We start from the raw sequence: 25,208 nt of genomic DNA, 5'->3' as shown, positions 1-25,208 counted from the left end.
TAAGATAGTTTACGGAGTTTATAAATGAACCTTGCAATCGCAGCACTGCTGGCTGGTGTAGCACTCTGTGCCGGGCAGTATCTTATCTGGATGTATACCCCCATTGAAATGACCATGGGGCTTGTCCAGAAGATTTTCTATGTCCACATGCCATTGGCGGCGTGGGCCATGATCAGTTTTTTCGTGGTGTTCCTCGCCAGTGCGGCGTATTTGCTGAAACGTGATATAAAGTTTGATTACATTGCCGGAGCTGCTGCTGAAATCGGAGTTATTTTCAGCGGTCTTGCTCTTGTAACCGGTTCCATTTGGGGCAGGGCGGCATGGAATGTTTGGTGGACATGGGATCCGCGGCTGACCACTACATTAATCATGTGGTTCGTCTATGCTGCTTACCTTGTGCTCAGGACTTCACCCATGTCGGCTGAACGTCGTTCCCTTGTCTGTGCGGTTCTCGGAGTTGTCGCATTTGTAGATGTCCCTCTCGTTTTCTATTCTGCGCGGCTTTGGAGAAGTGTGCATCCTAACGTGATCGGTGCAAAGGGCGGCGGAATGGAGCCTGAAATGTTGACGACTCTGATGGTCAATCTCGCTGCATTCGGTCTGTTCTGGCTGGTCCTGCTGGCTGTGCGTTATCGTCAGGTAAGGCTTTCCGGCCAGCTCGACGCGAAAATGGTCTGGGATCAAGATTAATATTAAATGACTAAACTGCCATACGAAGCGGCGAATCCTAACTGAAGAAGTTTGGAATTCTTAAACCATTTTTAAATGGTTTAAGCCGCCGGAGGCAAGGAGTACATATATAATGAACAGTGAAACATATCTTCTGATTGCTAATGTAGCTGTTTGGGCCGTTCTTGCCGGTTATCTGGCATTTATCGCTGCCAAGGGTGCATCCATGGACCGCCGTATCAGGCAGATGGAGATGCTCGATAATGACAAGTAAATCACTCAAAGACTTTACCCTCAGCGGAGGACAGAAAGCTGTCGTCTGGCTGCTGGGCTTAGCTCTTGTGGCTTTGTTTGTTTCATCGCTTACTTACCGCATGAGCCACCCCGGCAATAAGGTTGAATTCCAACAGCGCAGCAGTGGTGGCGGAATGCCGGGAGGCATGGGTGAGGGCATGAGCGAAGATGCCATGAAGCATGTACGTGAACTTATGGAACGTATGGGCAAAGATCCCGAGAACATGGAAATCCAGCTCGAGCTTGCCAACTCTTTCATGATGATCAGGGCTTATGGTCGCGCGCAGACATTCTTTGAAAAGGTGGTCAGCGTAGAACCGAAAAATGTTCAGGCCTTGATGGGGCTGGGCATGTGCTTTTATCAGGCAGAACAGTTTGAAAAGGCGGCTGAAGCTTTTGATAAGATTGTGGCTATTACACCTGATGATTCCATGGCACTGTTTAACGCTGCCATTGTAAAAAAATATTATCTGCATAAGCACGAAGAAGCTGACGTACAGCTGAAGCAGATTGTAGATAATCCCAAGGCTTCGGCTGAAATGAAGAAACGTGCCGAAGAAGAGCTGAAACGGGATGCTCACGCTGAGCAATAGTTTCAGATAATAATAAGTAGAAAAAGGGAATCCGTAAAAAACGGGTTCCCTTTTTTTGTTTTTGCGTTTTGTTCGGTTCAAATTTTACTTAAAAATGATTCTGCGAGTGTTTACTCCGAATTTTATATTTTTTAATGGGGGTAAAAAGTAGCAAAACAGACTAATTTTTTACGAGCAGGTAAATTTGGTTTACTTTATTCGTGATTTTCAGGCAAACGTTGACAAGTTTGCTCAATGCTGGGTAATTAATATTCAAGACAGATTGATTTTATCGCAATTTTATTATGTCCGTCTTGCCGGATTAGGGCATTCGCAGGGATAAAATCAATGAATAGTCGTAGTCAGTTGTTTTCAACAGCTGTATTAGCATGATAGGGTTATTCACGTTTTCTTCTTGTGGCGATTCACGAGTTGTTACGCAGGTGAATACTGTAACCGGGCTCGAACGGCCCAAATTAACGCAGTCAAGGAGTGTTATAATGAAACGTTCATTGTTGGTACTGCTGGTCGCAGCTATGATGACCATCGGTAGTTTCGGTTCTGCATCCGCAGGCTCAATTGTTCTCGGTGTTCCCGGCGCCCATAGTGGCGACCTTGCTTCCTACGGTCTTCCCACTGTTGAAGCTGCCAAGCTTGTCGTTAAGGCTATCAACGAGTCCGGCGGTGTGAATGGTGATCAGGTTGTACTTTCTCTTCAGGATGACCAGTGCAAACCTGAATTTGCCACCAACGCGGCTATGAAACTTCTTTCCGATCAGGTAAACGTTGTTCTCGGCCACATCTGCTCCGGTCCGACCAAGGCAGCTCTTCCCATTTATAAAGATTCCAATCTGGTTTGCATGTCTCCTTCCGCAACCAACCCCGCTCTTACCTTGAGCGGTGACTACCCTAACTTTTTCAGAACCATTGCTTCTGACGATGCTCAGGGTGCTCTGGCCTGCAAATTTGCCATTGAAAAGCTCGGCCTGAAAAAGCCCGCTATCATTCATGACAAAGGTGACTACGGTAAAGGTTTTGCAGAATGGACCAAAAAGTACCTCGAAGAAGCAGGCGTAAAAGCTGTTCTGTTCGAAGGTGTTACTCCCGGTGCTGTAGACTATTCCGCAGTTGTACAGAAAGTTAAGGCTTCCGGTGCTGACGGCGTAATTTTCGGTGGTTATCATCCTGAAGCATCCAAGGTTGTATCCCAGATGCGCAAAAAGAAAATGACCATCCCCTTCCTTTCCGATGACGGTGTTAAAGCTCAGACCTTTATCGACATCGCCGGCGATGCAGCTGAAGGCGTTTACGCAACCGGTCCTCAGGATATTACCGGCAATCCCATGTATAAGGTTGCTCTTAAACAGTATAAAGATTCCCATTACGGTGCTGAGCCCGGTGCTTTCTACTTTGAAGCATACTCCGCAGCTCTGGCCCTGCTCAAGGCTATTGAAAACGCCAAATCCACTGATTACGACAAAATCGTTGAAGCTCTGCGCACCAATGAAGTTGAAACTCCTGTAGGTAAGATTAAGTTTGATGCCAAAGGTGATGCTATCGGTGTAGGTTTCTCTGTTTATCAGGTGAAAAATGGCGAGTACGTAGAAGTTAAGTAAACTTCTTTTTTAGCAATTCCGGTTCAGGGGACAGGTGTTTGCCTGTCCCCTGAGTCTTGATTCAGCAGGGTCCAAATGGAATATTTTCTGGAATTATTTTTCAGTGGTCTGACCAGAGGAAGCATCTATGCGCTTATCGCTCTCGGTTACACCATGGTTTACGGCATTATTGAACTGATCAACTTTGCCCACGGCGAAATTTACATGATCGGAGCTTTTGTGGGACTCGTTGTCGCAGGGATTCTGACCAGCTTCGGATTTCCGGCGGCTTCCATCATTATTCTGGCTTCCATTGCGGCTGTAATTTACGCTTCCGCATACGGATACACCCTTGAAAAGATTGCTTACCGTCCCCTGCGCGATGCGCCGAGACTTTCTCCGCTCATTTCCGCAATCGGTATGTCCATTTTTCTCCAGAACTATGTAATGCTTTCCCAGACTTCCGATTTTCTTTCCTTCCCTAACCTGATTCCCGAATTTCATTTTCTCGGGAAATTTGAATCCATGATCGGCTCATCCGACTTTGTTATTATTGTCGTTGCTGCAGTGGTCATGGTTGCCCTCAACCTTTTTATCAAATTTACCAGAATGGGTAAGGCCATGCGCGCCACGGCTCAGAACCGTAAAATGGCTATGCTCGTCGGTATCAATGTTGATCAGGTTATTTCCGCCACTTTTGTTATCGGCTCCGCTCTTGCGGCAGTTGGTGGTATTCTCATTGCCTCGCATATCGGGCAGATCAACTTTTTTATTGGATTTATCGCTGGTATCAAGGCTTTCACAGCCGCTGTTCTCGGTGGAATCGGTTCTATTCCCGGCGCTATGCTGGGCGGTCTTATTCTGGGCTGGACCGAAAGTTTCTGCACCGGATACGTTTCCAGTGACTACGAAGACGTTTTCGCCTTCGCACTGCTGGTCCTTATCCTCATCTTCAGGCCTTCCGGGTTGCTTGGAAAAGCTAAGACTCAGAAGGTGTAACAGCTAGGCTGATGGTGCGGGAACCGCTTCCCGCTGATTGAAAATGATAAAAATGGATATTTTTTAATATGGAAGGCTTGAAAAAATCTATACTGGCTTCATTGTGGTTCATGTTTTTGACCTTGCCTATTATGGGGGTCTTCGTGAACACCATTGATAAGTCTGTCACCTGGCATTTTGACCGGGTTCTATATGTGGGGGCAGCGGCCTTTGTCCTTTCTTTTATCTGGCGTTATATGCTTGAACGCAAGGAAAGGGGCAAGAAGGCTGAAGAACAATCGAATGTTGAGAAGGTGACCCTCCTTAACAAGCTGCTGGCTAATCATAAATTTTTCTGGCCTGCAGTCGTTGCCGTGGCCGGTTTTGCCATTGCATTTCCCAAACTGTTTTCAATGTATCAGGTCAACGTCATGACCTCGGCACTGATTTATGTGGTGCTGGGATTGGGGTTGAATATTGTTGTCGGCCTTGCAGGACTGCTGGACCTCGGTTTTGTAGCTTTCTATGCTGTGGGCGCGTATTCATACGCTCTTATGAACATGTACTGGGGCATCAGCTTCTGGGTGGCATTGCCTCTTGGAGCATTACTTGGAGCGTTCTGCGGTATTCTGCTCGGTTTTCCTGTGCTGCGTCTGCGCGGGGACTATCTGGCCATCGTAACTCTCGGGTTTGGTGAGATTATCCGCCTTGTGCTGGAAAACTGGGGTGAGTTCACCCATGGTCCGTCCGGTATCTCCAACATTGCCCGTCCTGAATTTTTTGGTCTTGCCAAAGGATTTATGGCCCAGATCAACTTCATGTATTACCTGATGCTGGTGCTGGTTGTGTTTACAATCTTCGTGGTTAACAGGCTTAAGAATTCCCGTATCGGGCGTGCATGGCAGGCCCTGCGTGAGGACGAGATTGCTTGTCAGGCCATGGGGATTGATAAGATGAAAACCAAGCTCATGGCCTTCTCGCTGGGTGCTACATGGGCAGGCATGGTCGGGGTTGTTTTTGCCGCCAAGACCACTTTCATCAACCCCGCATCATTCACATTCCTTGAATCAGCAATTATCCTTTCCATCGTAGTTCTCGGCGGTATGGGCTCTATTCTCGGGGTTATCCTCGGTGCGCTTGTTTTGATCCTGTTACCGGAATACATGAGGGATTTTTCTGAATACCGCATGCTGATCTTCGGTGCGACCATGGTTCTGGTTATGGTTTTCAGGCCGCAGGGACTGGTTCGTGATGTTCGAAAGAAAATTGATATCAGCGCAGTGAAAAAGGCTTTAGGTGGCGCCCATGAGTAATGAAAGAAGAACAGTTCTCCAGGTTAAGGGCGTCAGCAAGGATTTCGGTGGATTGCGCGCACTTGATGATGTTGATCTTGATGTGAAGGAAGGGGAGATTGTAGCGCTCATTGGACCCAACGGGGCAGGTAAGACAACCTTCTTTAACTGCATTACCGGAATATATGCCCCGACTGAGGGTGACGTTAATATTGATCCCAAAGGTAAAGGCTTTAAGCGCATTAACGGTATGAAGCCCAACCACGTAACCGAATTGGGAATGGCCCGTACTTTTCAGAATATCAGGCTCTTTCCTTCTATGTCGGTGATCGAAAATGTCATGATCGGCTGTCATTGCCGGACTAAGGCTACTTTTTTGGGCGCGATTTTACGTGATCCGCGGACCCGCAGGGAAGAGCAGGAGACTGTCCTCAAAAGCTACGAGCTTCTGAAGGAACTAGGTCTTGAGCAGTATGCGGACGATCTGGCCCGTAACCTGCCTTATGGTGCACAGCGCAGGTTGGAAATTGCCCGCGCTTTAGCAACTGATCCGTTTATTTTGCTTCTGGATGAACCTGCAGCAGGTATGAACCCGCAGGAAACCGCCGAGCTTGAAGAGTTGATCGTTGCCATTAAGGATAAGCATAACATATCGGTTCTGCTTATTGAGCATGATATGAAAATGGTCATGTCATTGTCGGACCGCCTGTTTGTGCTTGAATACGGCCGTGAGATTGCCCATGGCACACCTCAGGAAATCAGCGAGAACCCCGCTGTAATCAAGGCTTATCTCGGGGAGGAACTCGTCGATGCTTAAACTTAAGAATGTAAATACATTTTATGGGAATATTCAGGCTCTTCGTAATATTAATATTGAGGTAAAGCAGGGGGAAATTATCACCCTTATCGGAGCCAACGGTGCCGGTAAAACCACTACCCTGATGACCATCAGCGGTGTGGTTCCTCCGAGAACCGGTGAAGTTCTTTACAATGGTGAGCCTATTCACAAGACCAAGCCGGATAAGATCGTAAAGATGGGGATTTCTCAGGTTCCGGAAGGCCGCTTGATTTTCCCGGACCTGACCATTACCGAGAACCTTGATATGGGTGCGTTTCTTCGGGACGATAAGAGCGGGGTTAAGGATGACATGGATCATGTTTTCGATCTTTTCCCTATTCTCTACGAGCGTCGCAAACAGCTTGGCGGTAACCTGTCCGGCGGTGAACAACAGATGCTCGCAATTTCCCGTGCGCTCATGGCCCGTCCCAAGCTTTTGCTTCTGGATGAACCTTCTCTTGGTCTTGCTCCTTTGATTATTAGACAGATATTTGAGATTGTTAAGAAAATTAACGAAGAAAGCGGCACGACGGTTTTTCTTGTCGAGCAGAATGCGAACCTCGCCTTGAAGACGGCGCATCGGGGTTATGTTATGGAAAACGGGGAGATTATACTTTCGGATACCAGTGACAAACTACTCGCAAATGAGGACATCAAAAAAGCCTATTTGGGCTTATAAGCTAAACATAATTGTTGACAAAAATCGGCCCTGCACATATGCGGGGCCGAACACTTTTAATAACTTTTCTGTGACGGCCTTGAGTCCGGTGCAAAAAAGTATATAATCAGTTTATCAAAGATTGAAATTCCCGGCAGGGAAGAACCTGCCAAAACCCCTGAGAAACTGATGGTGTCGCTGCCCGGTAGATCGCCAAATATGACCGGAGCGCGCCTTTGAGAGGAATCATATGTAATGATTTCTCTTTTCTTTTAGCTAATATTTCAAATCATTTTGCGAGGGCAATATGGAAAAGGTAGTAGGTCAGGCTCTGACTTTTGACGATGTTCTGCTTTTGCCCGCCTATTCGGAAGTTCTTCCCGATAGTGTGGACGTATCCGCCAAACTCACCGAAGAGATCACTCTTGGAATCCCACTGGTCAGTGCCGCAATGGATACTGTCACCGAGTCCAAGATGGCGATCCAGATGGCCCGTCACGGCGGTGTCGGCGTTGTACATAAAAATATGAGCGTACGCGATCAGGTTCGTGAAGTTGAGAGAGTTAAAAAATCCGAGTCCGGTATGGTTACCGATCCCATCGTGGTTCATCCTGATGACACCGTGGGCAAGGCTCTCGATCTCATGTCTGAATTCAAAATTTCCGGTTTCCCGGTTGTTAAAGGTGAGCACCTTGTTGGTATCATCACCAACCGTGACGTCCGTTTCATCACTGATCGCAATGTGCCTGTATCCGAAGTGATGACCAGCCGTAACCTCGTTACCGTACAGAAAGGCACCTCTACTGAAGAGGCAAAACGCCACCTGCACACCAACCGTATTGAAAAATTGCTGGTTGTTGACGAGGAAAACAAGCTTACCGGTCTGATCACTATTAAGGATATTGATAAGGTTAAGAAGTACCCCAACGCAGCTAAAGATTCCGCAGGACGTCTCCGTGTAGGTGCCGCTGTCGGTGTTGGCCGTGATCTTATGGAGCGCAGCTCCGCACTGATCGCAGCAGGCGTTGACTTCCTGACCCTTGATTCCGCTCACGGTCACTCAAAGGGTATCCTTGATGCTATCAAGGAACTCCGTTCCTGCTACCCCGATGCTCAGATTGTCGGCGGTAACATCGCTACTTACGATGGCGCCATGGCTCTTATTGATGCCGGCGTAAACGCTGTTAAAGTTGGTATCGGTCCCGGTTCCATCTGCACCACCCGCGTTGTTGCAGGTGTTGGTGTTCCGCAGATCACCGCTATCATGGAAGCCGCACGTGCCTGTCAGGAACGCGGAATCTGCGTAATCGGTGACGGCGGTATCAAATTCTCCGGCGATGTTGTGAAGGCTCTGGTTGCGGGTGCAAACACCGTAATGATGGGTTCCATGTTTGCTGGAACTGATGAAAGCCCCGGTGAAAAAGTTCTCTATCAGGGTCGTAGCTACAAACTCTACCGCGGCATGGGTTCCATTGACGCAATGAAGAAGGGTAGCTCTGACCGTTACTTCCAGAAGGATACCAATAAGCTGGTTCCCGAAGGAATCGTCGGTCGCGTTCCTTACAAAGGACCCGTTTCCGACAGCATCTATCAGATGATCGGCGGACTCCGTTCCGGTATGGGTTATGTGGGTTGTGCTAATATCGCTGAAATGTCTGAAAAAGCTCAGTTCATCCGCATGTCTGCCGCCGGTTTCAAAGAAAGCCACGTTCACGATGTAATTATTACCAAGGAAGCACCCAACTACCGGGTTGATTCCTATTAATCAGGAGTCGTCATGCAGCACGATAATAAAGTAATTATTCTGGATTTCGGGTCTCAGTTTACTCAGCTGATCGCCCGTAGAATCCGTGAAGCGGGTGTATATTCCGAAATTCACCCTTGTAATGTTGATCCTCAGAAGATCAAGGATCTCAGGCCCGGAGCACTTATTCTTTCCGGTGGTCCTTCCTCCGTTCTGGAAGAAGATTCTCCGCAGCTTGATCCTTCCCTGTTGGAACTGGGCGTACCCGTGCTTGGCATCTGCTATGGCATGCAGCTCATGACCAATGATCTCGGTGGTCGCGTTGTTTCTTCCGAGAACCGCGAATACGGCCGTGCAGAATTTAAAGGCGATTCCAGCTGCACTATTTTCGAAGGAATCGAAGATATTGAAAAGCTCACCGTATGGATGAGCCACGGTGACCGCGTTGAAGCAATCCCCGAGGGATTCAAGGTTTGCGGTACCACCGAGTCTATTCCTTTCGCAGCCATGGCTAACGAAGAAAAGAAAATGTACGCCCTCCAGTTCCACCCCGAAGTGGCACACACCGAGAGCGGTACCACCATTATCAACAACTTTGTTTTCAAAGTTGCAGGGCTCAAAGCTGATTGGACCATGTCCTCTTTCGTTGAAAACTGCATCGAGGAAATGCGCGAAAAAATCGGTGACAACCAGGTTGTGCTCGGTCTTTCCGGCGGTATTGACTCCACTGTTGTTGCTGTTCTTTTGCACAAGGCCATCGGCAAGCGTCTGCACTGCATCTTTGTAGATAACGGCCTGCTGCGTATGCACGAGCGTGAAGAAGTTATCGGCTTCCTCGAAGAACACTTTGAACTCAACGTCAAATGCGTTGATTCTGCCGACCTTTTCCTCGACAAACTCAAAGGTGTTGAAGATCCTGAGAAGAAGCGCAAGCTCATCGGTTACACCTTCATTGATGTTTTCAATGAAGAAGCTGGCGCACTCAAGGATGTAAAATTCCTCGCTCAGGGTACTCTTTACCCCGATGTAATCGAGTCCGAATCCTTCAAAGGCCCCTCTGCGGTCATTAAGTCTCACCACAACGTTGGCGGACTGCCCGAAGATATGGATCTCGATCTGGTTGAACCTCTGCGTGAACTCTTCAAAGATGAAGTCCGTAAGGTTGCTTACGAACTTGGTCTGCCCGAGTTTATTATCTGGCGTCAGCCTTTCCCCGGTCCGGGTCTTGCCATCCGTGTTCTGGGTGAAATCACTGAAGAGCGTCTTGAAATTCTGCGTCAGGCTGACAAGATCGTGCAGAATGAAATGCATGCTTCCGGCTGGTACCGCAAGGTATGGCAAGGCTTTGCAGTTCTGCTGCCGCTCAAGACTGTCGGCGTAATGGGTGATGACCGTACTTACGAGCATGTCATTGCACTGCGTATCGTAGACAGCATCGATGCTATGACCGCTGACTGGTCCCGCATTCCCAACGATATCCTCGCACGTATGTCCAACCGGATCATCAACGAGGTTAAAGGTGTTAACCGCGTGGTTCTGGATATTTCCTCCAAGCCGCCGGCAACCATCGAATGGGAATAATTATTCCTTGAGAATTGAATTAATTAAATGCCTTCGACATTATGTCGGAGGCATTTTTTTTGAAATTATGAGTTGAACGTTTAAGCTTTAGATCAATAAATGAGTGTATTTGAGCGATGCAGAACATAAGATAAGAAGGAAGTTCTGTTAAATTAGGCGACTAGTGCGCTATGCGTTTTTGGGCATTAATTTGTAAATAGTTAAAAGCTAACCGATTACTCTGAATTTCTGTGGAGATAAGACGTAGATAAAGTTTTAGAAATCGGTTACAAGACGTCAGCAAATTTTGAAAAAGCCTGTGCTGGGTTTAAATTAGATCAGTATCGGTTTTCCGCGTATTAGCGTGTTTTTTATTGTCGCAACGAAGAAGGAATTAATATGTTCGGTATCGGTTCTACAGAACTTATAGTAATTTTGGTTGTAGCCCTTATTCTCATTGGACCCCAGAAACTCCCGGAACTTATCAAGAATCTTGGTAAGGGGCTCTCCGAAGTGAAGAAGATGTCCAATGATGTAAAAAACACTCTTGATGCTGAGATTTCTGCTGCTGACGAAGAAAGGGCACAGAAAGAAGATGCTGAGCGCGAGGCTGCACGTAAAAAAGCAGAAGCAGAAGCTATGGAAAAAGCTCGTCAGGCTGAAGCTGAAAAACAGCAGGTCGCTGATGAGGCTGAAAAGGTTGCTGAAGCACCTAAGACCGAGAGCGAGAAAGCATGAGTTCAGCGGAGAAAGATTCGCGTGAAGTAGGGCAGGAGAGTCCTGAAGAAAAAAAGCAGGCTGAAGAGACTGCTGCGGAATCTCTGAATCCCGAAGAGGAAACAGCTGAAAGCACTGAGTCCGAAGCCGGATTGCCTGCTGAAAAGGATGCGGATGGACTCGCGGTGCCTGATGAGACACCAGAAGCTGATGAGGACGAGGAAGACCCTGACGAGCTTGATGAAGATGAAGCTCCCATGACTTTCCTTGAGCATCTTGAAGAACTGCGTCGCCGTTTTGTCAGAATTTTTATTGCCTGCGGTGTCGGTTTTTTTGCTTGCTACTCTTTTGCAAAACCGCTTTTTTCCATGCTCATGGCACCGCTTGTTGCGGTTCTGCCGCCTGATTCTACATTGATTTTTACTTCCCTGCCCGAAGGTTTTGTCACCTATTTGAAGGTTGCTTTTGTTGCCGGGATTTTTGTTGTTTCTCCCTATATTTTTGCCCAAGTCTGGGGTTTTATTGCGCCTGGACTTTATGAGCATGAACGCAAATGGATGATTCCTCTGGCGTTCCTGTCCGCATTTTTCTTTGTGGGCGGTGCCTTGTTCGGGTATTACGTAGTATTCCCGTTCGGTTGTGAATTTTTCATGGGCTTTGCTGATGAATTCATTAAGCCCATGCCTACCCTGCGTGAATATTTGGGATTTTCGCTTAAATTGCTTTTTGCTTTTGGGCTTATCTTTGAGCTGCCGTTGTTCATTTTCTTCCTCGCCAGACTGGGCGTGGTCACTGCCGAAGGTCTGCGCGAGAAGCGTAAGTATGCCATTCTGGTATGTTTTATCTGCTCCGCGATTCTGACTCCGCCGGATGTAATGACCCAGACCCTGATGGCTGGGCCGCTGATTATCCTTTATGAAATCGGTATCTGGGTGGCTCACTTCTTTGGTAAGCGCGGCGGCAGGAAGTTGAAGAATGCTGCCCCGGAAAACGGCGGTCCGGATGATTCCGGTCCTGACGGTGGAGATTCTGCTCCATCAGATGAAGACAGCTCTTCTGAATCTCCTGCTGGAGAAACGTCTGAAGCAGAAGACTCCGGCGCTGAAAAGAAAAAGAAGTCCAAAACGAATGAATCAGGTTACGAAGAAGATTTGATTGAAATGTAATGGCCGCAACAGGCCGCACAATAAGAGAGGTTGGTTTTGTCACAGAGATCCGCAGCAATTACCCGTACTACTAAGGAAACCGATATTTCCCTTAAGCTTGATATCGACGGTGAAGGCAGTACTAATATCGACACCGGAGTAGGTTTTGCAGACCATATGCTGACCTTGATGAGCTTTTGGGCCGGGTTTGACCTTGATCTCAAATGCAAAGGCGATCTCGAAATTGATTCGCATCACACTCTTGAAGACATTGCGCTTGTTCTTGGTCAGGCTTTGTCCGAGGCCATGGGCGACAAGAAAGGTATTAACCGCATCGGTTTTGCCAAGGTGCCCATGGATGAAGCGCTCGTTGAGGTTGTAATTGACCTTTCAGGACGGGCTTATCTTGTGTATGATGATGACATCCTGCCCCCGATCATTTCCGGGGATGAAAAAGATGTCTGGCGTGAATTTTTCAAGTCACTGGCTTTCAAGGCCGGTATGAACCTGCACATCAAGTTTGAATATGGACGTAACGGCCACCACCTGCTCGAGGGTGCGTTCAAGGCCCTCGGTCTTGCTTTCCGCAATGCCCTGTCCGTTGAAAGACAAGGTGTTTCCAGTACAAAAGGGAGTCTCGATTAATGAAACGGCTTTTCCCTCTGCTCATTCTCTGTGTTTTCGCACTTGGAGCACTCAGTGGTTGTGCCACCAAGAGCGACCTTGTTAAACTCCCGCGCCCTAGCGGAAAAATTGCTGTAGCCGGGTTCACCAACCCTGTTTTCAACTGGGAGCTGCTGGCCGGCTATCTGCCGCACGAAGGCAAGCCCATTGATAAAGATATCCTGCAGAAGCTTGATGACAAGATGGTTGGAGTGCTTTCCAAGCATGGTGTTACCGCTTTTGCGCGTCCGGCAATTACCCGCCAGTGCCAGGAAATCGAGGTTTTTGAAAATTTGGGCGGCCGCCGCGAAGCCGCTTTTGCTTATTGGGTTAAGGTCGGTCAGTGCATGAGTGCCGACTACATTCTGGTTCCCCAGATTCTCTTCTGGCAGGACCTGCGCGGCATGCAGAAGGCTGATTTCAATATCCAGCCTGCATCTGTAATTATTGATCTGTATCTTATCGATGTTAACAACAGGCGCATCATCAGAAGGTTTCATTACGATGAAACTCAGCAGACTCTCATGGAGAATGTGCTGGAAGCCGATACTTTCTTCAAACGTGGCGGCAAATGGGTTACCGCAATGCAACTCGCTGATGAAGCTCTTGAGACAGGACTTATGGAGCTTGGTTTATGATCGTTTTTCCCGCTGTAGATATCAAGGACGGCGTATGCGTACGCCTCTCACAGGGACAGGCTGATGCCGTTACTGTTTTTTCCAGTGATCCCGTAGCCCAGGCAAAATACTGGGAAACTCAGGGCGCAAGATATCTGCATGTAGTTGACCTAGACGGTGCATTCAGCGGAATGCCCAAGAACTTTGAACTTATCAAGGATATCTGCAGTCAGCTCAGCATTCCGGTGCAGCTTGGCGGCGGTATTCGTGACATTGAAACTGCATCCAAGTACCTTGAAGCAGGCGTAAGACGCCTGATTATCGGTACTATGGCCCTTGAAGACGAGGAAACTTTCGCAGAGCTTTGCGCCAAGTTTCCCGGTCAGATCGGGGTGTCTCTTGATGCTGTTAACGGTCAGCTCAAGTCTCGCGGCTGGGTGGAAGATGCGGGAATTACCGTATTCGATATTATCCCCCGTATTGAAGCAGCAGGTGCGGCATTTATCATCTACACCGACATCAGCCGCGACGGCATGCAGACCGGTGTGAATGTTATGGCTCTTTCCGAACTGTGCTCCAAGACCAAGCTTCCTGTCATCGCTGCCGGTGGCGTTGCTACCCTTGAGGATGTAATCAATCTTCAGCCTCTGGTTTCCAAAGGTCTCGAAGGAGCAGTCTCCGGTCAGGCAATCTACACCGGTACTCTCAATTTCGCAGAAGCCATGGAATGGATTGAGAATAACTAGCAAGGCTTGATGCCTACACAACTACATGATACAAATTCTCAATTAGAGAATAAGGTGGCGAATGCTGCCGCACTCCCAAATAGCTTAAGTCTTCAGAAGTAAATAAGGAGATCAATCATGAAAAAAGTAGAAGTAAAAGGCATGAGTTGCATGCATTGCGTAGGTTCAGTTGAGAAGGCTCTCAGCGCGATTGAGGGAGTTACTGACGTCAAGGTCAGTCTCGAAGACGCATGTGCTACCTACGAAGAAACTTCTCCGGTTGATGAATCCAAGATCAAAGAAACTATTACCAAAATCGGTTTTGAGGTTGGTGAAGTTAAGTAGTTTCTGTTTGATATGAGAATTGAAAGCCCCGTGCTCTGTGAGCGCGGGGCTTTTTTCGTTTTGGTGGCGGTAGCATATGTCGCAAAAATGACTCATATGAAAATAGGTTGCGGGTAAATCTAAACTAAGTTAGTTGGTTGTAAGTTAGATAAAAAATAAGAGAGGCTTTTAGATGAAAAACACTTTTGCTTTTCCCGGCCGAGAGTTGTTGGTACCGGAGATTGTAAAGTCAGATAACTGCACTCTTATTGACGCCGATGGCAATCAGTACATTGATCTGGAAGCAGGGATATGGTGTACCTGCATTGGCCATGCTAATCTGACGGTTAGGGATGCTGTCATTACACAGATGGATAACATTTCGCATGTGGGCTTTTGTTACAGCTCAGATGTTGTTGAGCGCGCAGCCGGCGCGGTTCTTGAACTCCTTAATCATCCCGGTGGAAAATGCTCCTTTCTCTGTTCCGGGAGTGAATCCGTAGAATATGGGGTGCGTATATTACACACGGTGCTGAATTCGAAGCGGATCATGACCATGTCTGATTCATATTTCGGTGCCTATGGTGATGCGTCAGCAAAGGATTCCGGCAAGTGGTTTCTTTTTGATTGGAGCAAATGTGAGAGTTGTACTCATGAGGTTTGCACCAAAGATTGTTCCGTTTATTCCGTCATTCCGTTTAATGAGATTGGTGCCTTCCTCTTTGAACCCGGAAGTTCATCCGGGATGGTCCGTTTTCCGCCTTCAAAGTTGATCAGCAGCATAGTTGAGGACGTGACTGAGGCTGATGGGCTGGTGATGATCAATGAAGTTACCACAGGTGTCGGCAGGACTGGAAAATGGTTCGGATTTCAGCATTACGACATGGAGCCGGACATTGTCGCTATGGGGAAAGGGATCGGGAATGGTTATCCTGTGAGCGCCGTATCGCTCAACAGTCGTGTTGTCGATTTGCTTTGTCCAGATGCCGTTGCCTACGGTCAATCCCATCTCAATGATCCTTTGGGTGCTGCTGTAGTTGAGGCAGTGATTACCGAAATTAATGAGCATAACCTGATTCAGCATGCTGAATTGCTATCTGATGTTCTCATGGATGGTTTACAGCGAGTCGCTGCCGAGTCAGATTTGATAGAATGTGCACGCGGCAGGGGGCTTATGGCGATCCTTGTTATGTCCAATCACGTAGATGTCTCAAAAGTGGCTGAACTGCACAGGAGATTGATTTCGCGTGGATTTATAGTGGATCATCGTCTTGGGACCAATGCTTTACGGATGCATCCTGCTCTTACTATCGGTGTGGAGAAAATTTACAATTTTATTGCCGTGCTTGAGGAGATTGTGGGGGCCATGGAGATTGAATTGGGTTGATGGATTTAAAATAAATTTATTTGGTAGTTGAAAGCCCCGTGCTCATTTGAGTGCGGGGCTTTTTTGCGTTCTGTTAGCGGCGTAGCTTGTTTCGCAGGGCGAAACCGAATAGGGCTGCTTGGATGGTAATTAGCGTTACTGAGATGCCTTTTAGGAGGTAGTGGTAGCCTTGGGAGTCATTAAGATTAATTTTGATTAATGGCATGTACCACATTGCTTCTTTCAGCCAGTCTGATGGCCCTCCGGGGAAAAGGCTGGCAATGAATTTGATTATGAAGGGGAGGATTACTATGCCAAAAAGGATTACTCCTGCACGTATAGGTTCTTCTCCATAGCCGCTAATGAATCTGTAGAATTTAAGATAAATCTTAGTGAACGTCTTGTTAAAATCGGTGACTTTTTTATAGTCGCCGTAGGCAATTCCTATTGCTGTGCCTAGTAAGGACGTAGCTACTCCAAAACTGAAAATACTCATGGGCTTCATTTCTAGAAAGAAGATGCAGAGTGGAATAAAGAATACAGCAGTGGCAAGTATATTTCCAATTGGGTATAGAGATACATCGCTTAAGCTTTTGAGGGTCATTTCTTTTTCGCGGTAGTGCCAGTGTGAGGTCTGTTCTTCATCTGCGCTTTCGCGGGCAATTCTTTTTAGGCGGCGGTAGATTTCGGCAAGAGTGGTGTCATTACAGTTACCTGTTTGGTTTTTTTGATCGTAGATTTCAGCAAATCGTTTCTCACCCCAGTTGCAGTCTATAAATTTGAAAGACTCTATGTTGGTTTCTGCAAATTTTAAATTAGATAGATTTATGGATTCCAAAAGAATAGTTTCTTTTGAAATTGCTCCGGCGAAAGTTGTCTCACCTAAGAATTTAGAACCACGGAAATATGACCATTCTTTGAATAAAGCTAAGTTAAAATTTGCTTCGTCATTGAAATTTGTCTGTTCAAAGTTTGAGTAGTCATAAAATATTGTTCTTTGAAATGAGGTAGAGGTTTTAAATGTTGATTCGTTAAAATGTACAGGCTCTTTAAACTTAGCGTCATTGAAATGTACATTTGTGAATGTTGCGCTCTGGAAGTATGTGCTTTTGTTAAATTCTGTGCTTAAAAAAGATGTTTTTTTAGAAAAGATAGTGTTTGTAAAATCAGCATAACTTTTTATTTTTGAGCCGTCGAAATTAACGCCTTCAATAAATTTTGCATCTATGAATATTGCTTGATTATAAAATTCTACTGCTTCGAAGCATGCGTATCCTGTAAAATTTATATCACGGAAAGATGTATAATTCAAAAATACCGATTTAGTAAAATTTATCGGTGGAAAATAAGTTGGTTTTTTCCCAGATGTGAAGTAAAGATCAAAATCTATTTCATATGGGAATATGGTTTTCGTGAAATTACATCTTGGATTCCAACCTCCGAGTAGATAATCAGCAAAATCATCTCTTTTATCCCACTCCTCATCCTCTCCCGCATCAAGAACCTCATCAATCCTATCAAATACCAACCCATTAAACTGCTCCGCCCCCATTAAAGCAGGCTTCTCACCACCATTCCGCTCATCATAAGGCTCACCTTTCGGCACATCAAACTTACACTCAGCAGGAGCATGAAAAATACAATACTCTTTCCCCTCAGCATCAATATAGACGATGTCGTAATCTTTACACCAATTACTATGCTCAGCACCAATGCAACAACTCATATGTACTCCTCATAAATAGCGAATTTCAGTAAGTGGTGGTCTTATATCTTGTAAGGCTACGTTTAATCCAGAGGAAAAGAGCAGGGTGGCAAGTTCCGATTAACTTATTAAAAGTTTTTGGGATTCTTAAACACTTTTTCAAAAAGGGGTTAAGCCGCCGGAGGCTAAATAGTTTTATTAAATCCGCGGAGCGTACCAAACAAAAAAACGCCCGATTCTCAAAAGAGAACCGGGCGTTAAAAAGTCTTTTACGACTTACAGAAACAGACTACCAACGGGGGCGTGCTTCTTTGGGGCGTGCTTCGTTAACCTTGAGGTTACGACCACCGAAGTCTTTACCATCGAGAGCTTCGATAGCGTCCATTGCGCCGTTGTCATCCATTTCTACGAAACCGAAACCACGGGGGCGACCGGTTTCACGATCTTCAACGAGTTTAACGGATACAACTTCACCGTAAGCTTCAAAGGAAGCACGTACATCTTCTTCAGTAGCAGACCAAGGCAGGTTACCAACATAGATATTCTTAGACATTCAAAATTCTCCAAAAAAAGTAAAATAGTATATTAGTGCCCGTGCACCAAAAAAAAAGGGGCTTCGTACAAGATGCGTACTCGGCTCCTCGACTGACATGTTTAATCTAAACCAGCGCTAGTCACAGTTTGACCGTGCCTTCACGGGTACGGCTGGTGTTTGTTTTATAAGTTACTCAACTATTTCTGATCTAAAGTCAAGCAATAACGCATCGGGAAAATAGATTTAATGTAAATTTATGTTGAGTGTTGTTTTAAGTTATCGAAAAATAAGATTAAATATTTTATATAAAAAATAAATAATTGCTTATGGCTAAACAAAAGCCCCGCACTCATAAGAGCGTGGGGCTTTCAATTTATATCTATTTATTTTCTAGAGCTTAACTTTGGGCAGCTCAGGGAGGTTCTTCTCGAGGATGTGTGCAGCCTGCAGCATGGTCTTTTCATCAAAGGCGGGAGCCATGAGCTGGAGACCTACGGGCATGTTGGTATCCTTGCCCATTGCTACGGGCAGAGACATACCGGGCATTCCCACTAAGTTGAGGGAAATGGTGAAGATATCCTGCAGGTACATCTGCAGGGGATCTGAAGTCAGCTCGCCTACGGGGAAGGCTGTGGTGGGGCATGCGGGGCTTGCGATGAGGTCGCAGGACTCGAAGGCCTTGTTGAAGTCTTCACGCAGCAGGCGGCGAATCTGGGCGGCCTTGCGGTAGTATGCATCGTAGTAACCTGCGGAAAGTACGTAGGTACCGATGATGATACGGCGCTGGACCTCGTCACCGAAAGCTTCGGTGCGGGATTTGGTGTAAAGCTCTGCCAGTTCTTTGGGATCTTCGGTGCGGTGACCGTAGCGTACGCCGTCGAAGCGGGACAGGTTGGAGCTCGCTTCAGCCATTGCGATGATGTAATAGGTGGCAATGGCGTATTCGGTCATGGAAAGTTTAACCGGAACGGTCTTGGCGCCCAGCTCTTCGGCCTTGGCGATTGCGGCGCGGCAGGCTTCGGAAACTTCTTCGGAAAGACCTTCGCCCCAGTATTCTTCGGGCAGGCCGATGGTCAGGCCGGAAAGGTCCTTGCGCAGTTCGAGGGCGGCAACGAAATCTTCCATAGGCTTATCAGCGGAAGTGGAATCGCGCTGATCGTACCCGCCGATTACGTTAAGCACGCGGGCGGAATCTTCTACTGTTCTGGTCATGGGACCGATCTGGTCGAGGGAAGAACCGTAGGCGATCATGCCGTAACGGGATACGCGTCCATAGGTGGGCTTAACGCCTACACAGCCGCAGAAAGATGCGGGAAGACGGATGGAACCACCGGTGTCTGTACCAAGTGCGGCGTAACACTGTCCGGCTGCGATAGTTGCTCCGGAACCACCGGAAGAACCTCCGGGGACGCGGCTGGCGTCCCAAGGGTTGGTGGTAGTTTGGTAGGCGGAGTTTTCAGTGGTGGAACCCATGGCGAATTCATCCATGTTGGCCTTTCCTACGATGATGGCGCCTGCTTCCTTGAGCTTGGCAACTGCGGTGGCATCATAGAATGGGGTGAAGCCTTCAAGAATTTTGGAACCTGCGGTGGTGGGCACACCCTTGGTTGCCAGTGCGTCCTTGATGACGACCGGAACACCCCAGAGCGGCTTGGATGAGTCAGGACTTGCAGCGTCCATTTCTTCGGACTGCTTGAGGGCTTCCTCGTTGCAGATGTGCAGCAGGGCTTTTGTTTCTGGTTCGCTTTTGGCGATCTGCTCAAGGCATGCTTTGACTGCTTCTGTTGCGGTCACTTCCTTGGCCATGAGCATGGCATGGATTTCAGTTAGTGATTTTTCTATGAGTGCGGACATTTTATATCTCGGTATATTAGCGTGAATTTAAACGATACGGGGAACTACAAAGTACTTGCCGTCAGAATCTGGGGCATTGGAAAGAACTTCGTCTCTTGTATGTTCTTTCTTGACCTCATCCTTGCGCAGTCTGGTGGTGTGTTCCACCGGGCTGAACATGGGTTCCACTTCGCTGGTGTCGATTTCGTTCAACTTGTCCATGTATGTGAGGATGTTATTGAGCTGTCCTGCAAAAAGTTCGGTTTTTTCTTCTGAAAGATCCAGTCTTGCAAGGCGTGCTACGCGGGCAACTTCCTCTAAATTGAGTTTTTCATCACTCATTGAATATCTCCTGATAGCATTATTTTTATGACAGTGGCGAAGCCATAGCAAAAGGTTTTGGGAGAGTCCAGAGAACCCTTTTGTAAAAGGGGGTTTTGGCCCGTCCGAAAGGCTCGCCGAAGGCAGTCTATTGTTCAGTCTTTTCTAATCCGGCAGCTTCTTTCTTTGCTTCCAGTTCAGCCTGCTTTTCTTCCCAAGCGGTTACACGTGCCTCGCGTCTGGCCTTGGCTTTGGCGAGAGTGCTGCTGACCAGCTCGGCATCGATGCGGGTCTTGCCGTTCTGCTCGGGACGGAACAGGTAAAGCTTCTGACTGGCCTGACCTTCAGCGTTCCAGCTGATGGGGGCGAGGCTGAAATCCATATGCTGGGCATCCTTGATGCGGGCGTTAACGGTTTCAGCGGTCCAGCCTTCGGAAAATGTTCCGAGCTTGCCTGCGAACTTGATGAAGTCGTAACCAAGGGCAACCCAGAAGTCTGGAGTGCCGAGACCTTCACGGTCCATTACTTCTTTGAGACGTGATGCACCGTCACTGGCCGGCCACCATGCTCCGGGAGCAACGGTCAGGCGCAGGTTGCGTGCTTCCACATCGCGGGCGGAGTTCAGGGCCTGACTCCAGAGTTCAGGGCCGAGGAAGACAAGGGTGTCTGCCTCATGAAAAAAGAAGTGCGGGATCAGCAATTGTGCCTGATGCCATGTGTCCGGAATGAATACCGCACCGAAATCAGTTTCCGGAAGAGGTGCATCTTCGCCCAGACCTTCGGCTTCGTTCTGTGCCTTTTTCTGGGGAGCGCGGACCAGATTGCCGACTACTTTACCCCATTTGGGGAAATCGCGGGGCGGGTAGGATGCCATGCCGGTGATTTTCGCGCCGCGCATGGAAGCCATATCAAAGAATTTCTTGGACATCTGGCGACCGAATTTTTCCTGCGGATAAAGCACGGCCAGCTTGGTGATGCCCAGATCGTTGACTGCAAGGTCGAGGGTAGAGCGGATCTGGTCTTCAGGGCTGGAGAAGAATCTCCAAGCCTGTTTGCCTTCTTCAAGATTGCCGGGCTTGGCAAGGAAGGAGAAGGTCACTTTGTCCGTGTATGTTCCGGCCTGTTCCATCTGCTTGAAAGCTTTTACGCTGAGAGGTCCGCCGATGGTGGTGTACCACGGGGGCAGATTCTGGAGTCTTTCCAGCCAGTCTGGAGTTTCAGTGTTGATGACCTGTACGTCTACGTCCAGTCCGGCCTTGGTCATTTCCCACTGGGCTGCGCCCGCACCGCGTACGATTTTCCAGCCGTATTCCTGAAAGCGTCCGGAGATGGGCAGCACAAGGGCGATGCCTACGCGCGGGATACCGTATTCTGCTTCAAGCTTGCTCAGGATTCCGGTAAAGAATGATTTGTTTGTAATTTCACCATTCTGGATGATCCCGGCCATGGTACGCCATGACATGGGCCAGTATTCAGTGTCCGCGGACTGGCGGACCGCTTTTTCGAAGACCAGCAGTTCGTAGGGAAATTTGAGGTTGTTGTCACTGGGGACAATGGTGTTCATGGCTTCAATTTCGGCTTTGCTCTTTTCTTCAAGGCCCTTCATGAACCATTGTTCCAGTTCCTGCTTGTTGCTCTCTTCGGGAGCAATAGCGTAAAGGCGTTCGAGTGCTTCCAGTGAACCTGCATCCTGAGTCATGCCGGAAAGGCGTTTGCCTGCTGTGGAGCGTATCTCCCAAGACAGAAAAGGATCTTCCATAGTCTTGGAAAGGTGTGTTCTCAGTTTAGGGAGGTCTTTAATGGCGGTAAGGGTGTCGAAATAATATCCCTGCCAGACTGGAGAGTTGATCGCGTCTTCAGAAAGTTTCTGCCACTGCTCAAGCCGGGCTTCTGCTTCATGGTAATGACCGGATTTGAAGGAACTTACCGCCAGTCTTTCCGTGGCAGGAAGGATTACCCGTTCCGGAATGTCGGTGCGTTCCAGCAGTCTGGTGTAAAAGAGTTCACTGGTGATGTAATCCCTGGTCCGCCAAGCCTTATCGGCCTCGCTGACTAGGTCTGGGGTTGTCATCATTTCAGTGGATATCGTCGGCATTTTAACCGGCTGTTTCTGGAGTGAAACACAGCCTGATGCGGCAAAGATGAAAGCCGCCAGCATGACGATGGCAAAAATATGGTTCGAAAGGCGCAAGGCCTTGTCTCTATTCATTGAGTTTTCCATGCAAAGTTTGTGGCCCATGAAAGTAAATTCGTCAAGGGAAGGTAAAAAAAATCCGGCCTTCCTTTAAGCAAGGAAGGCCGGATTAAATTATACTTTACTTATCTGCTATGCAAGCGTGCACGGGAATTATTTTTTCTCGTCTTTGACTTCGGTGAAGTCTGCATCGACTACATCGTCGTCTGCGCCTGCTGCTCCGGCATCTGCTGCACTTTCAGGGCCTGCTGCACCGGAATTCTGCTGTGCGTAGAGCTGTTCTGCCAGCTTGTGGGAAGCCTGAGCCAGAGCGTCAGTTGCCTGCTTGATGGTTTCGGGATCATCGGAATCCTGAACCTTCTTGAGGTCTTCAATTTTGGTTTCGATGTCAGACTTGAGAGCCGCATCTACATTTTCGCCTACTTCACGCAGGGATTTTTCAGTGGTGTAGATCAGGGAGTCAGCCTGGTTACGTGCTTCGATGAGAGCCTGCTTTTTCTTATCGTCTTCAGCGTGGGACTCAGCATCCTTAACCATCTTTTCGATGTCTTCTTCAGAAAGACCGGAGGAAGCGGTGATCTGGATGGACTGCTCTTTACCGGTACCCATGTCCTTAGCGGATACGTTTACAATACCGTTAGCGTCGATGTCGAAGGTAACTTCGATCTGGGGTACGCCACGGGGAGCTGCGGGAAGTCCGGTCAGCTCGAAACGGCCGAGGGTCATGTTGTCGGCTGCCATGGGGCGCTCACCCTGCAGAACGTGGATGGACACGGAGGGCTGGTTGTCAGCCGCAGTTGTGAACACCTGACTCTTGCGGGTCGGGATGGTGGTGTTTCTCTCGATGAGGTTGGTGAAAACACCGCCCATGGTTTCGATGCCCAGAGACAGGGGAGTTACGTCGAGCAGGAGAACGTCTTTAACGTCACCGGCGAGGATACCACCCTGAATGGATGCACCCATTGCAACAACTTCGTCCGGGTTAACGGAACGGTTGGGCTCTTTGCCGAAGAATTCCTGTACCTTCTGCTGAACCAGAGGCATACGGGTCATGCCACCGACGAGGATAACTTCGTCAATGTCAGCTGCAGTCAGGCCTGCATCTTTCAGTGCTTTCTGGCAGGGGATCTTGGTGCGTTCAACAAGGTCTTCAACCAGTTTTTCCAGCTTGGCGCGGGAAATCTTAACCATAAGGTGCTTGGGACCGTTCTGGTCAGCAGTGATGAAGGGCAGGTTGACTTCGGTTTCCATGGAAGTGGAAAGTTCTTTCTTGGCTTTTTCGCCAGCTTCTTTCAGACGCTGCAGAGCCATGCGGTCAGCGGAAAGGTCGATACCGTTTTCGCGCTTGAATTCTTCAACGAGGTACTGAATTACAGCGTTGTCAAAGTCTTCACCGCCAAGGAAGGTGTCACCGTTGGTAGCGCGAACTTCAACAACGTTGTCGCCTACTTCAAGGATGGAAATATCAAAGGTACCGCCACCGAGGTCGAATACCGCGATCTTTTCGTTTGCTTTCTTGTCGAAGCCGTAAGCGAGAGAAGCAGCGGTAGGTTCGTTGATGATACGCTTAACTTCAAGACCTGCGATACGTCCTGCATCTTTGGTGGCCTGACGCTGTGAGTCGTTGAAGTATGCGGGAACGGTGATAACTGCTTCGGTAACAGGTTCGCCGAGGTAAGTTTCAGCGTCTTTTTTGAGCTGCTGTAGGATGATTGCGGAAATTTCGGACGGGCTGTATTTTTTGCCGTCGATCTCAACCCAAGCATCGCCGCCTTTACCGTCAACGATGGGGTAAGGGCAGTGGTCAGTCCATTTTTTTACTTCAGGGGAGCTTGCCTGACGACCCATGAGACGCTTGATTGCGAATACGGTTTTCTCAGGGTTGGTAACTGCCTGACGTTTAGCAATTTCACCAACGAGGCGTTCTTTATCAGTGAAGCCTACGATGGAGGGAGTGGTGCGTCCGCCTTCTGCGTTGGAAACACATTTGGGGTCTTTACCTTCCATAACGTAAACGCAGGAGTTGGTGGTACCGAGGTCGATTCCGATAATTTTAGACATATATAAATTCCTCCAGATGTATGTTCAAATTTATTGTATTATGATTTAAGGCCTGATTTCTGCTTGTAAAGAGGTCAGACTATAAAAATCAGGATAATTTGTTCACCATTACTTTTGCAGGGCGGATTACTCTTTCTTTAAGTACGTAGCCTCGCTGCATTATCTGGGCAATGGAGTTGTCGGGAATATCCGCAACCTGTGCCATGCCCATGGCTTCGTGAAAATTGGGGTCGAACTCATCGCCGACTTTGCCTACAGCTTTAAGGCCGTGTTTGGCGAGTGTGTCCAGAAACATCTTTCTGGTCATATCCACGCCGATTACGAAGTCTTTGCAGGCATCAAGGTTCTGGGCATGGTCAAGGGCGAGATCAAGGTTGTCGAGCACGGGCAGCAGGTCGGAAAGGATGGAGTCCGCCGCGAACTTTTTCAGTTCTTCAGTCTCGCGGGCGAGCCTCTTTTTGATGTTTTCCGTTTCAGCCAGTGCGCGGAGCCTTTCATCCTTGGCTTCTCCCATTACATCGCATGCAGGGCATACGTGTTCCCGGCAGAGGGCTTTGAGCTCATCTTCGCTTAAAGTCACTTCATTCTCAGCTTCCGCAGTTTCTTCAGTTTCAGTAGCTGCGGTTTCCTGTTCATTCATTTCTTTATTATCTTCTTTTCCAGACATGGACTCTCCGGTGTCATGAATTAGCGGCCTGAGAACCTTGAAAAAGGACAGTCAGACCGCACAATTAGACAAATAAGCATCCCGCATATCTTGTCAACACATGAAAGGGGATCAAAGGAAACTTTTTTTCAATTC

General features: G+C 48.0%; 24 protein-coding genes. 17 read left to right on the top strand and 7 right to left on the bottom strand.

Annotation, left to right across the window (positions count from 1 at the left end; all coding sequences use genetic code 11):
- The first annotated feature begins 24 nt into the window (after nt 1-24).
- The 17 genes from ccsA (at nt 25) to ACKU40_RS07825 (ending at nt 15,778) form a co-directional block, all read left to right on the top strand.
- Nucleotides 25-690, top strand: a complete 666-nt coding sequence (gene ccsA / locus ACKU40_RS07905; RefSeq protein WP_320175972.1) for a cytochrome c biogenesis protein CcsA — start codon at nt 25-27, stop codon at nt 688-690.
- A gap of 112 nt (nt 691-802) precedes the next feature.
- A complete protein-coding gene (locus tag ACKU40_RS07900) occupies nt 803-943 on the top strand; it encodes a CcmD family protein (protein ID WP_320175971.1) in 141 nt (46 codons plus the stop codon).
- Nucleotides 933-1,556, top strand: coding sequence for a tetratricopeptide repeat protein (locus ACKU40_RS07895; RefSeq protein WP_320175970.1), 624 nt, complete (start codon nt 933-935; stop codon nt 1,554-1,556). Before ACKU40_RS07900 ends, ACKU40_RS07895 begins: the two co-directional genes overlap by 11 nt.
- Before the next feature lie 479 nt (nt 1,557-2,035).
- On the top strand, nt 2,036-3,151 hold the full coding sequence (locus ACKU40_RS07890) for a branched-chain amino acid ABC transporter substrate-binding protein (RefSeq protein WP_320175969.1): 1,116 nt from the start codon (nt 2,036-2,038) through the stop codon (nt 3,149-3,151).
- A 75-nt stretch (nt 3,152-3,226) separates the two neighbouring features.
- Nucleotides 3,227-4,129, top strand: a complete 903-nt coding sequence (locus tag ACKU40_RS07885; protein WP_320175968.1) for an ABC transporter permease subunit — start codon at nt 3,227-3,229, stop codon at nt 4,127-4,129.
- Between the two features lie 68 nt (nt 4,130-4,197).
- Entirely contained in the window at nt 4,198-5,421 is a 1,224-nt protein-coding gene (locus ACKU40_RS07880) for an ABC transporter permease subunit (RefSeq protein WP_320175967.1), read from the top strand.
- On the top strand, nt 5,414-6,217 hold the full coding sequence (locus tag ACKU40_RS07875) for an ABC transporter ATP-binding protein (protein ID WP_320175966.1): 804 nt from the start codon (nt 5,414-5,416) through the stop codon (nt 6,215-6,217). The genes ACKU40_RS07880 and ACKU40_RS07875 overlap by 8 nt, the downstream gene beginning before the upstream one ends.
- The gene (locus tag ACKU40_RS07870) at nt 6,210-6,917 is read left to right on the top strand and encodes an ABC transporter ATP-binding protein (protein ID WP_320175965.1); all 708 of its coding nucleotides are present in this window, start codon (nt 6,210-6,212) and stop codon (nt 6,915-6,917) included. Before ACKU40_RS07875 ends, ACKU40_RS07870 begins: the two co-directional genes overlap by 8 nt.
- A gap of 286 nt (nt 6,918-7,203) precedes the next feature.
- A complete protein-coding gene (gene guaB, locus ACKU40_RS07865) occupies nt 7,204-8,661 on the top strand; it encodes an IMP dehydrogenase (RefSeq protein WP_320175964.1) in 1,458 nt (485 codons plus the stop codon).
- A 12-nt stretch (nt 8,662-8,673) separates the two neighbouring features.
- A complete protein-coding gene (gene guaA / locus ACKU40_RS07860) occupies nt 8,674-10,221 on the top strand; it encodes a glutamine-hydrolyzing GMP synthase (protein WP_320175963.1) in 1,548 nt (515 codons plus the stop codon).
- Nucleotides 10,222-10,599: 378 nt separating this feature from the next.
- Nucleotides 10,600-10,938 carry a Sec-independent protein translocase protein TatB gene (gene tatB, locus ACKU40_RS07855; RefSeq protein WP_320175962.1) on the top strand — a complete coding sequence of 113 codons (339 nt, stop codon included), beginning with the start codon at nt 10,600-10,602 and terminating at the stop codon, nt 10,936-10,938.
- A complete protein-coding gene (gene tatC / locus ACKU40_RS07850; RefSeq protein WP_320175961.1) occupies nt 10,935-12,083 on the top strand; it encodes a twin-arginine translocase subunit TatC in 1,149 nt (382 codons plus the stop codon). The genes tatB and tatC overlap by 4 nt, the downstream gene beginning before the upstream one ends.
- A 36-nt stretch (nt 12,084-12,119) precedes the next feature.
- Nucleotides 12,120-12,707 carry an imidazoleglycerol-phosphate dehydratase HisB gene (gene hisB / locus ACKU40_RS07845; RefSeq protein WP_320175960.1) on the top strand — a complete coding sequence of 196 codons (588 nt, stop codon included), beginning with the start codon at nt 12,120-12,122 and terminating at the stop codon, nt 12,705-12,707.
- The gene (locus ACKU40_RS07840; RefSeq protein WP_320175959.1) at nt 12,707-13,363 is read left to right on the top strand and encodes a hypothetical protein; all 657 of its coding nucleotides are present in this window, start codon (nt 12,707-12,709) and stop codon (nt 13,361-13,363) included. Before hisB ends, ACKU40_RS07840 begins: the two co-directional genes overlap by 1 nt.
- Nucleotides 13,360-14,088 carry a 1-(5-phosphoribosyl)-5-[(5-phosphoribosylamino)methylideneamino]imidazole-4-carboxamide isomerase gene (gene hisA, locus ACKU40_RS07835; protein WP_320175958.1) on the top strand — a complete coding sequence of 243 codons (729 nt, stop codon included), beginning with the start codon at nt 13,360-13,362 and terminating at the stop codon, nt 14,086-14,088. The genes ACKU40_RS07840 and hisA overlap by 4 nt, the downstream gene beginning before the upstream one ends.
- 117 nt (nt 14,089-14,205) lie before the next feature.
- Nucleotides 14,206-14,412 (top strand): heavy metal-associated domain-containing protein, encoded by a 207-nt coding sequence (locus tag ACKU40_RS07830; RefSeq protein WP_320175957.1) that lies wholly within the window; start codon nt 14,206-14,208, stop codon nt 14,410-14,412.
- Between the two features lie 172 nt (nt 14,413-14,584).
- On the top strand, nt 14,585-15,778 hold the full coding sequence (locus tag ACKU40_RS07825) for an aminotransferase class III-fold pyridoxal phosphate-dependent enzyme (RefSeq protein WP_320175956.1): 1,194 nt from the start codon (nt 14,585-14,587) through the stop codon (nt 15,776-15,778).
- 73 nt (nt 15,779-15,851) lie between these two features.
- On the opposite strand, the gene ACKU40_RS07820 is transcribed toward ACKU40_RS07825, so the two are convergent.
- The 7 genes from ACKU40_RS07820 to grpE form a co-directional block, all read right to left on the bottom strand.
- A complete protein-coding gene (locus tag ACKU40_RS07820) occupies nt 15,852-17,483 on the bottom strand; it encodes a pentapeptide repeat-containing protein (protein ID WP_320175955.1) in 1,632 nt (543 codons plus the stop codon).
- Nucleotides 17,484-17,751: 268 nt separating this feature from the next.
- Nucleotides 17,752-18,015: an RNA-binding protein gene (locus ACKU40_RS07815; RefSeq protein WP_320175954.1), complete on the bottom strand. Its 264-nt coding sequence runs from the start codon at nt 18,013-18,015 to the stop codon at nt 17,752-17,754.
- Nucleotides 18,016-18,387: 372 nt separating this feature from the next.
- A complete protein-coding gene (gene gatA, locus ACKU40_RS07810; protein WP_320175953.1) occupies nt 18,388-19,851 on the bottom strand; it encodes an Asp-tRNA(Asn)/Glu-tRNA(Gln) amidotransferase subunit GatA in 1,464 nt (487 codons plus the stop codon).
- Between the two features lie 27 nt (nt 19,852-19,878).
- Nucleotides 19,879-20,172, bottom strand: coding sequence for an Asp-tRNA(Asn)/Glu-tRNA(Gln) amidotransferase subunit GatC (gatC, locus tag ACKU40_RS07805; protein WP_320175952.1), 294 nt, complete (start codon nt 20,170-20,172; stop codon nt 19,879-19,881).
- 127 nt (nt 20,173-20,299) lie between these two features.
- A complete protein-coding gene (locus tag ACKU40_RS07800; RefSeq protein WP_320175951.1) occupies nt 20,300-22,360 on the bottom strand; it encodes a penicillin-binding protein activator in 2,061 nt (686 codons plus the stop codon).
- A 138-nt stretch (nt 22,361-22,498) separates the two neighbouring features.
- Nucleotides 22,499-24,406: a molecular chaperone DnaK gene (gene dnaK, locus ACKU40_RS07795; protein WP_320175950.1), complete on the bottom strand. Its 1,908-nt coding sequence runs from the start codon at nt 24,404-24,406 to the stop codon at nt 22,499-22,501.
- 88 nt (nt 24,407-24,494) lie between these two features.
- Nucleotides 24,495-25,073 carry a nucleotide exchange factor GrpE gene (gene grpE, locus ACKU40_RS07790; RefSeq protein ID WP_320175949.1) on the bottom strand — a complete coding sequence of 193 codons (579 nt, stop codon included), beginning with the start codon at nt 25,071-25,073 and terminating at the stop codon, nt 24,495-24,497.
- Nucleotides 25,074-25,208: the final 135 nt, after the last annotated feature.

Origin of the sequence: Maridesulfovibrio sp. (genome assembly GCF_963666665.1) — a bacterium.
Classification (GTDB): Bacteria; Desulfobacterota; Desulfovibrionia; order Desulfovibrionales; family Desulfovibrionaceae; genus Maridesulfovibrio.
Note: the sequence above shows the minus strand (reverse complement) of the source record. Positions and strands in the feature narration are given on the sequence as shown.

What these genes read in the sequence shown, in the direction of transcription:
- ACKU40_RS07830 (WP_320175957.1), top strand. Translation starts at nt 14,206, where the DNA reads ATGAAAAAAGTAGAAGTAAAAGGCATGAGTTGCATGCATTGCGTAGGT.
- ACKU40_RS07840 (WP_320175959.1), top strand. Translation starts at nt 12,707, where the DNA reads ATGAAACGGCTTTTCCCTCTGCTCATTCTCTGTGTTTTCGCACTTGGA.
- guaB (WP_320175964.1), top strand. Translation starts at nt 7,204, where the DNA reads ATGGAAAAGGTAGTAGGTCAGGCTCTGACTTTTGACGATGTTCTGCTT.
- ACKU40_RS07820 (WP_320175955.1), bottom strand. Translation starts at nt 17,483, where the DNA reads ATGAGTTGTTGCATTGGTGCTGAGCATAGTAATTGGTGTAAAGATTAC.
- ACKU40_RS07800 (WP_320175951.1), bottom strand. Translation starts at nt 22,360, where the DNA reads ATGAATAGAGACAAGGCCTTGCGCCTTTCGAACCATATTTTTGCCATC.
- ACKU40_RS07875 (WP_320175966.1), top strand. Translation starts at nt 5,414, where the DNA reads ATGAGTAATGAAAGAAGAACAGTTCTCCAGGTTAAGGGCGTCAGCAAG.
- ACKU40_RS07895 (WP_320175970.1), top strand. Translation starts at nt 933, where the DNA reads ATGACAAGTAAATCACTCAAAGACTTTACCCTCAGCGGAGGACAGAAA.
- ACKU40_RS07900 (WP_320175971.1), top strand. Translation starts at nt 803, where the DNA reads ATGAACAGTGAAACATATCTTCTGATTGCTAATGTAGCTGTTTGGGCC.
- ACKU40_RS07885 (WP_320175968.1), top strand. Translation starts at nt 3,227, where the DNA reads ATGGAATATTTTCTGGAATTATTTTTCAGTGGTCTGACCAGAGGAAGC.
- hisA (WP_320175958.1), top strand. Translation starts at nt 13,360, where the DNA reads ATGATCGTTTTTCCCGCTGTAGATATCAAGGACGGCGTATGCGTACGC.
- ACKU40_RS07825 (WP_320175956.1), top strand. Translation starts at nt 14,585, where the DNA reads ATGAAAAACACTTTTGCTTTTCCCGGCCGAGAGTTGTTGGTACCGGAG.
- ACKU40_RS07880 (WP_320175967.1), top strand. Translation starts at nt 4,198, where the DNA reads ATGGAAGGCTTGAAAAAATCTATACTGGCTTCATTGTGGTTCATGTTT.
- grpE (WP_320175949.1), bottom strand. Translation starts at nt 25,073, where the DNA reads ATGTCTGGAAAAGAAGATAATAAAGAAATGAATGAACAGGAAACCGCA.
- tatB (WP_320175962.1), top strand. Translation starts at nt 10,600, where the DNA reads ATGTTCGGTATCGGTTCTACAGAACTTATAGTAATTTTGGTTGTAGCC.
- gatC (WP_320175952.1), bottom strand. Translation starts at nt 20,172, where the DNA reads ATGAGTGATGAAAAACTCAATTTAGAGGAAGTTGCCCGCGTAGCACGC.
- ACKU40_RS07815 (WP_320175954.1), bottom strand. Translation starts at nt 18,015, where the DNA reads ATGTCTAAGAATATCTATGTTGGTAACCTGCCTTGGTCTGCTACTGAA.
- gatA (WP_320175953.1), bottom strand. Translation starts at nt 19,851, where the DNA reads ATGTCCGCACTCATAGAAAAATCACTAACTGAAATCCATGCCATGCTC.
- ACKU40_RS07890 (WP_320175969.1), top strand. Translation starts at nt 2,036, where the DNA reads ATGAAACGTTCATTGTTGGTACTGCTGGTCGCAGCTATGATGACCATC.
- ccsA (WP_320175972.1), top strand. Translation starts at nt 25, where the DNA reads ATGAACCTTGCAATCGCAGCACTGCTGGCTGGTGTAGCACTCTGTGCC.
- dnaK (WP_320175950.1), bottom strand. Translation starts at nt 24,406, where the DNA reads ATGTCTAAAATTATCGGAATCGACCTCGGTACCACCAACTCCTGCGTT.
- guaA (WP_320175963.1), top strand. Translation starts at nt 8,674, where the DNA reads ATGCAGCACGATAATAAAGTAATTATTCTGGATTTCGGGTCTCAGTTT.
- ACKU40_RS07870 (WP_320175965.1), top strand. Translation starts at nt 6,210, where the DNA reads ATGCTTAAACTTAAGAATGTAAATACATTTTATGGGAATATTCAGGCT.
- tatC (WP_320175961.1), top strand. Translation starts at nt 10,935, where the DNA reads ATGAGTTCAGCGGAGAAAGATTCGCGTGAAGTAGGGCAGGAGAGTCCT.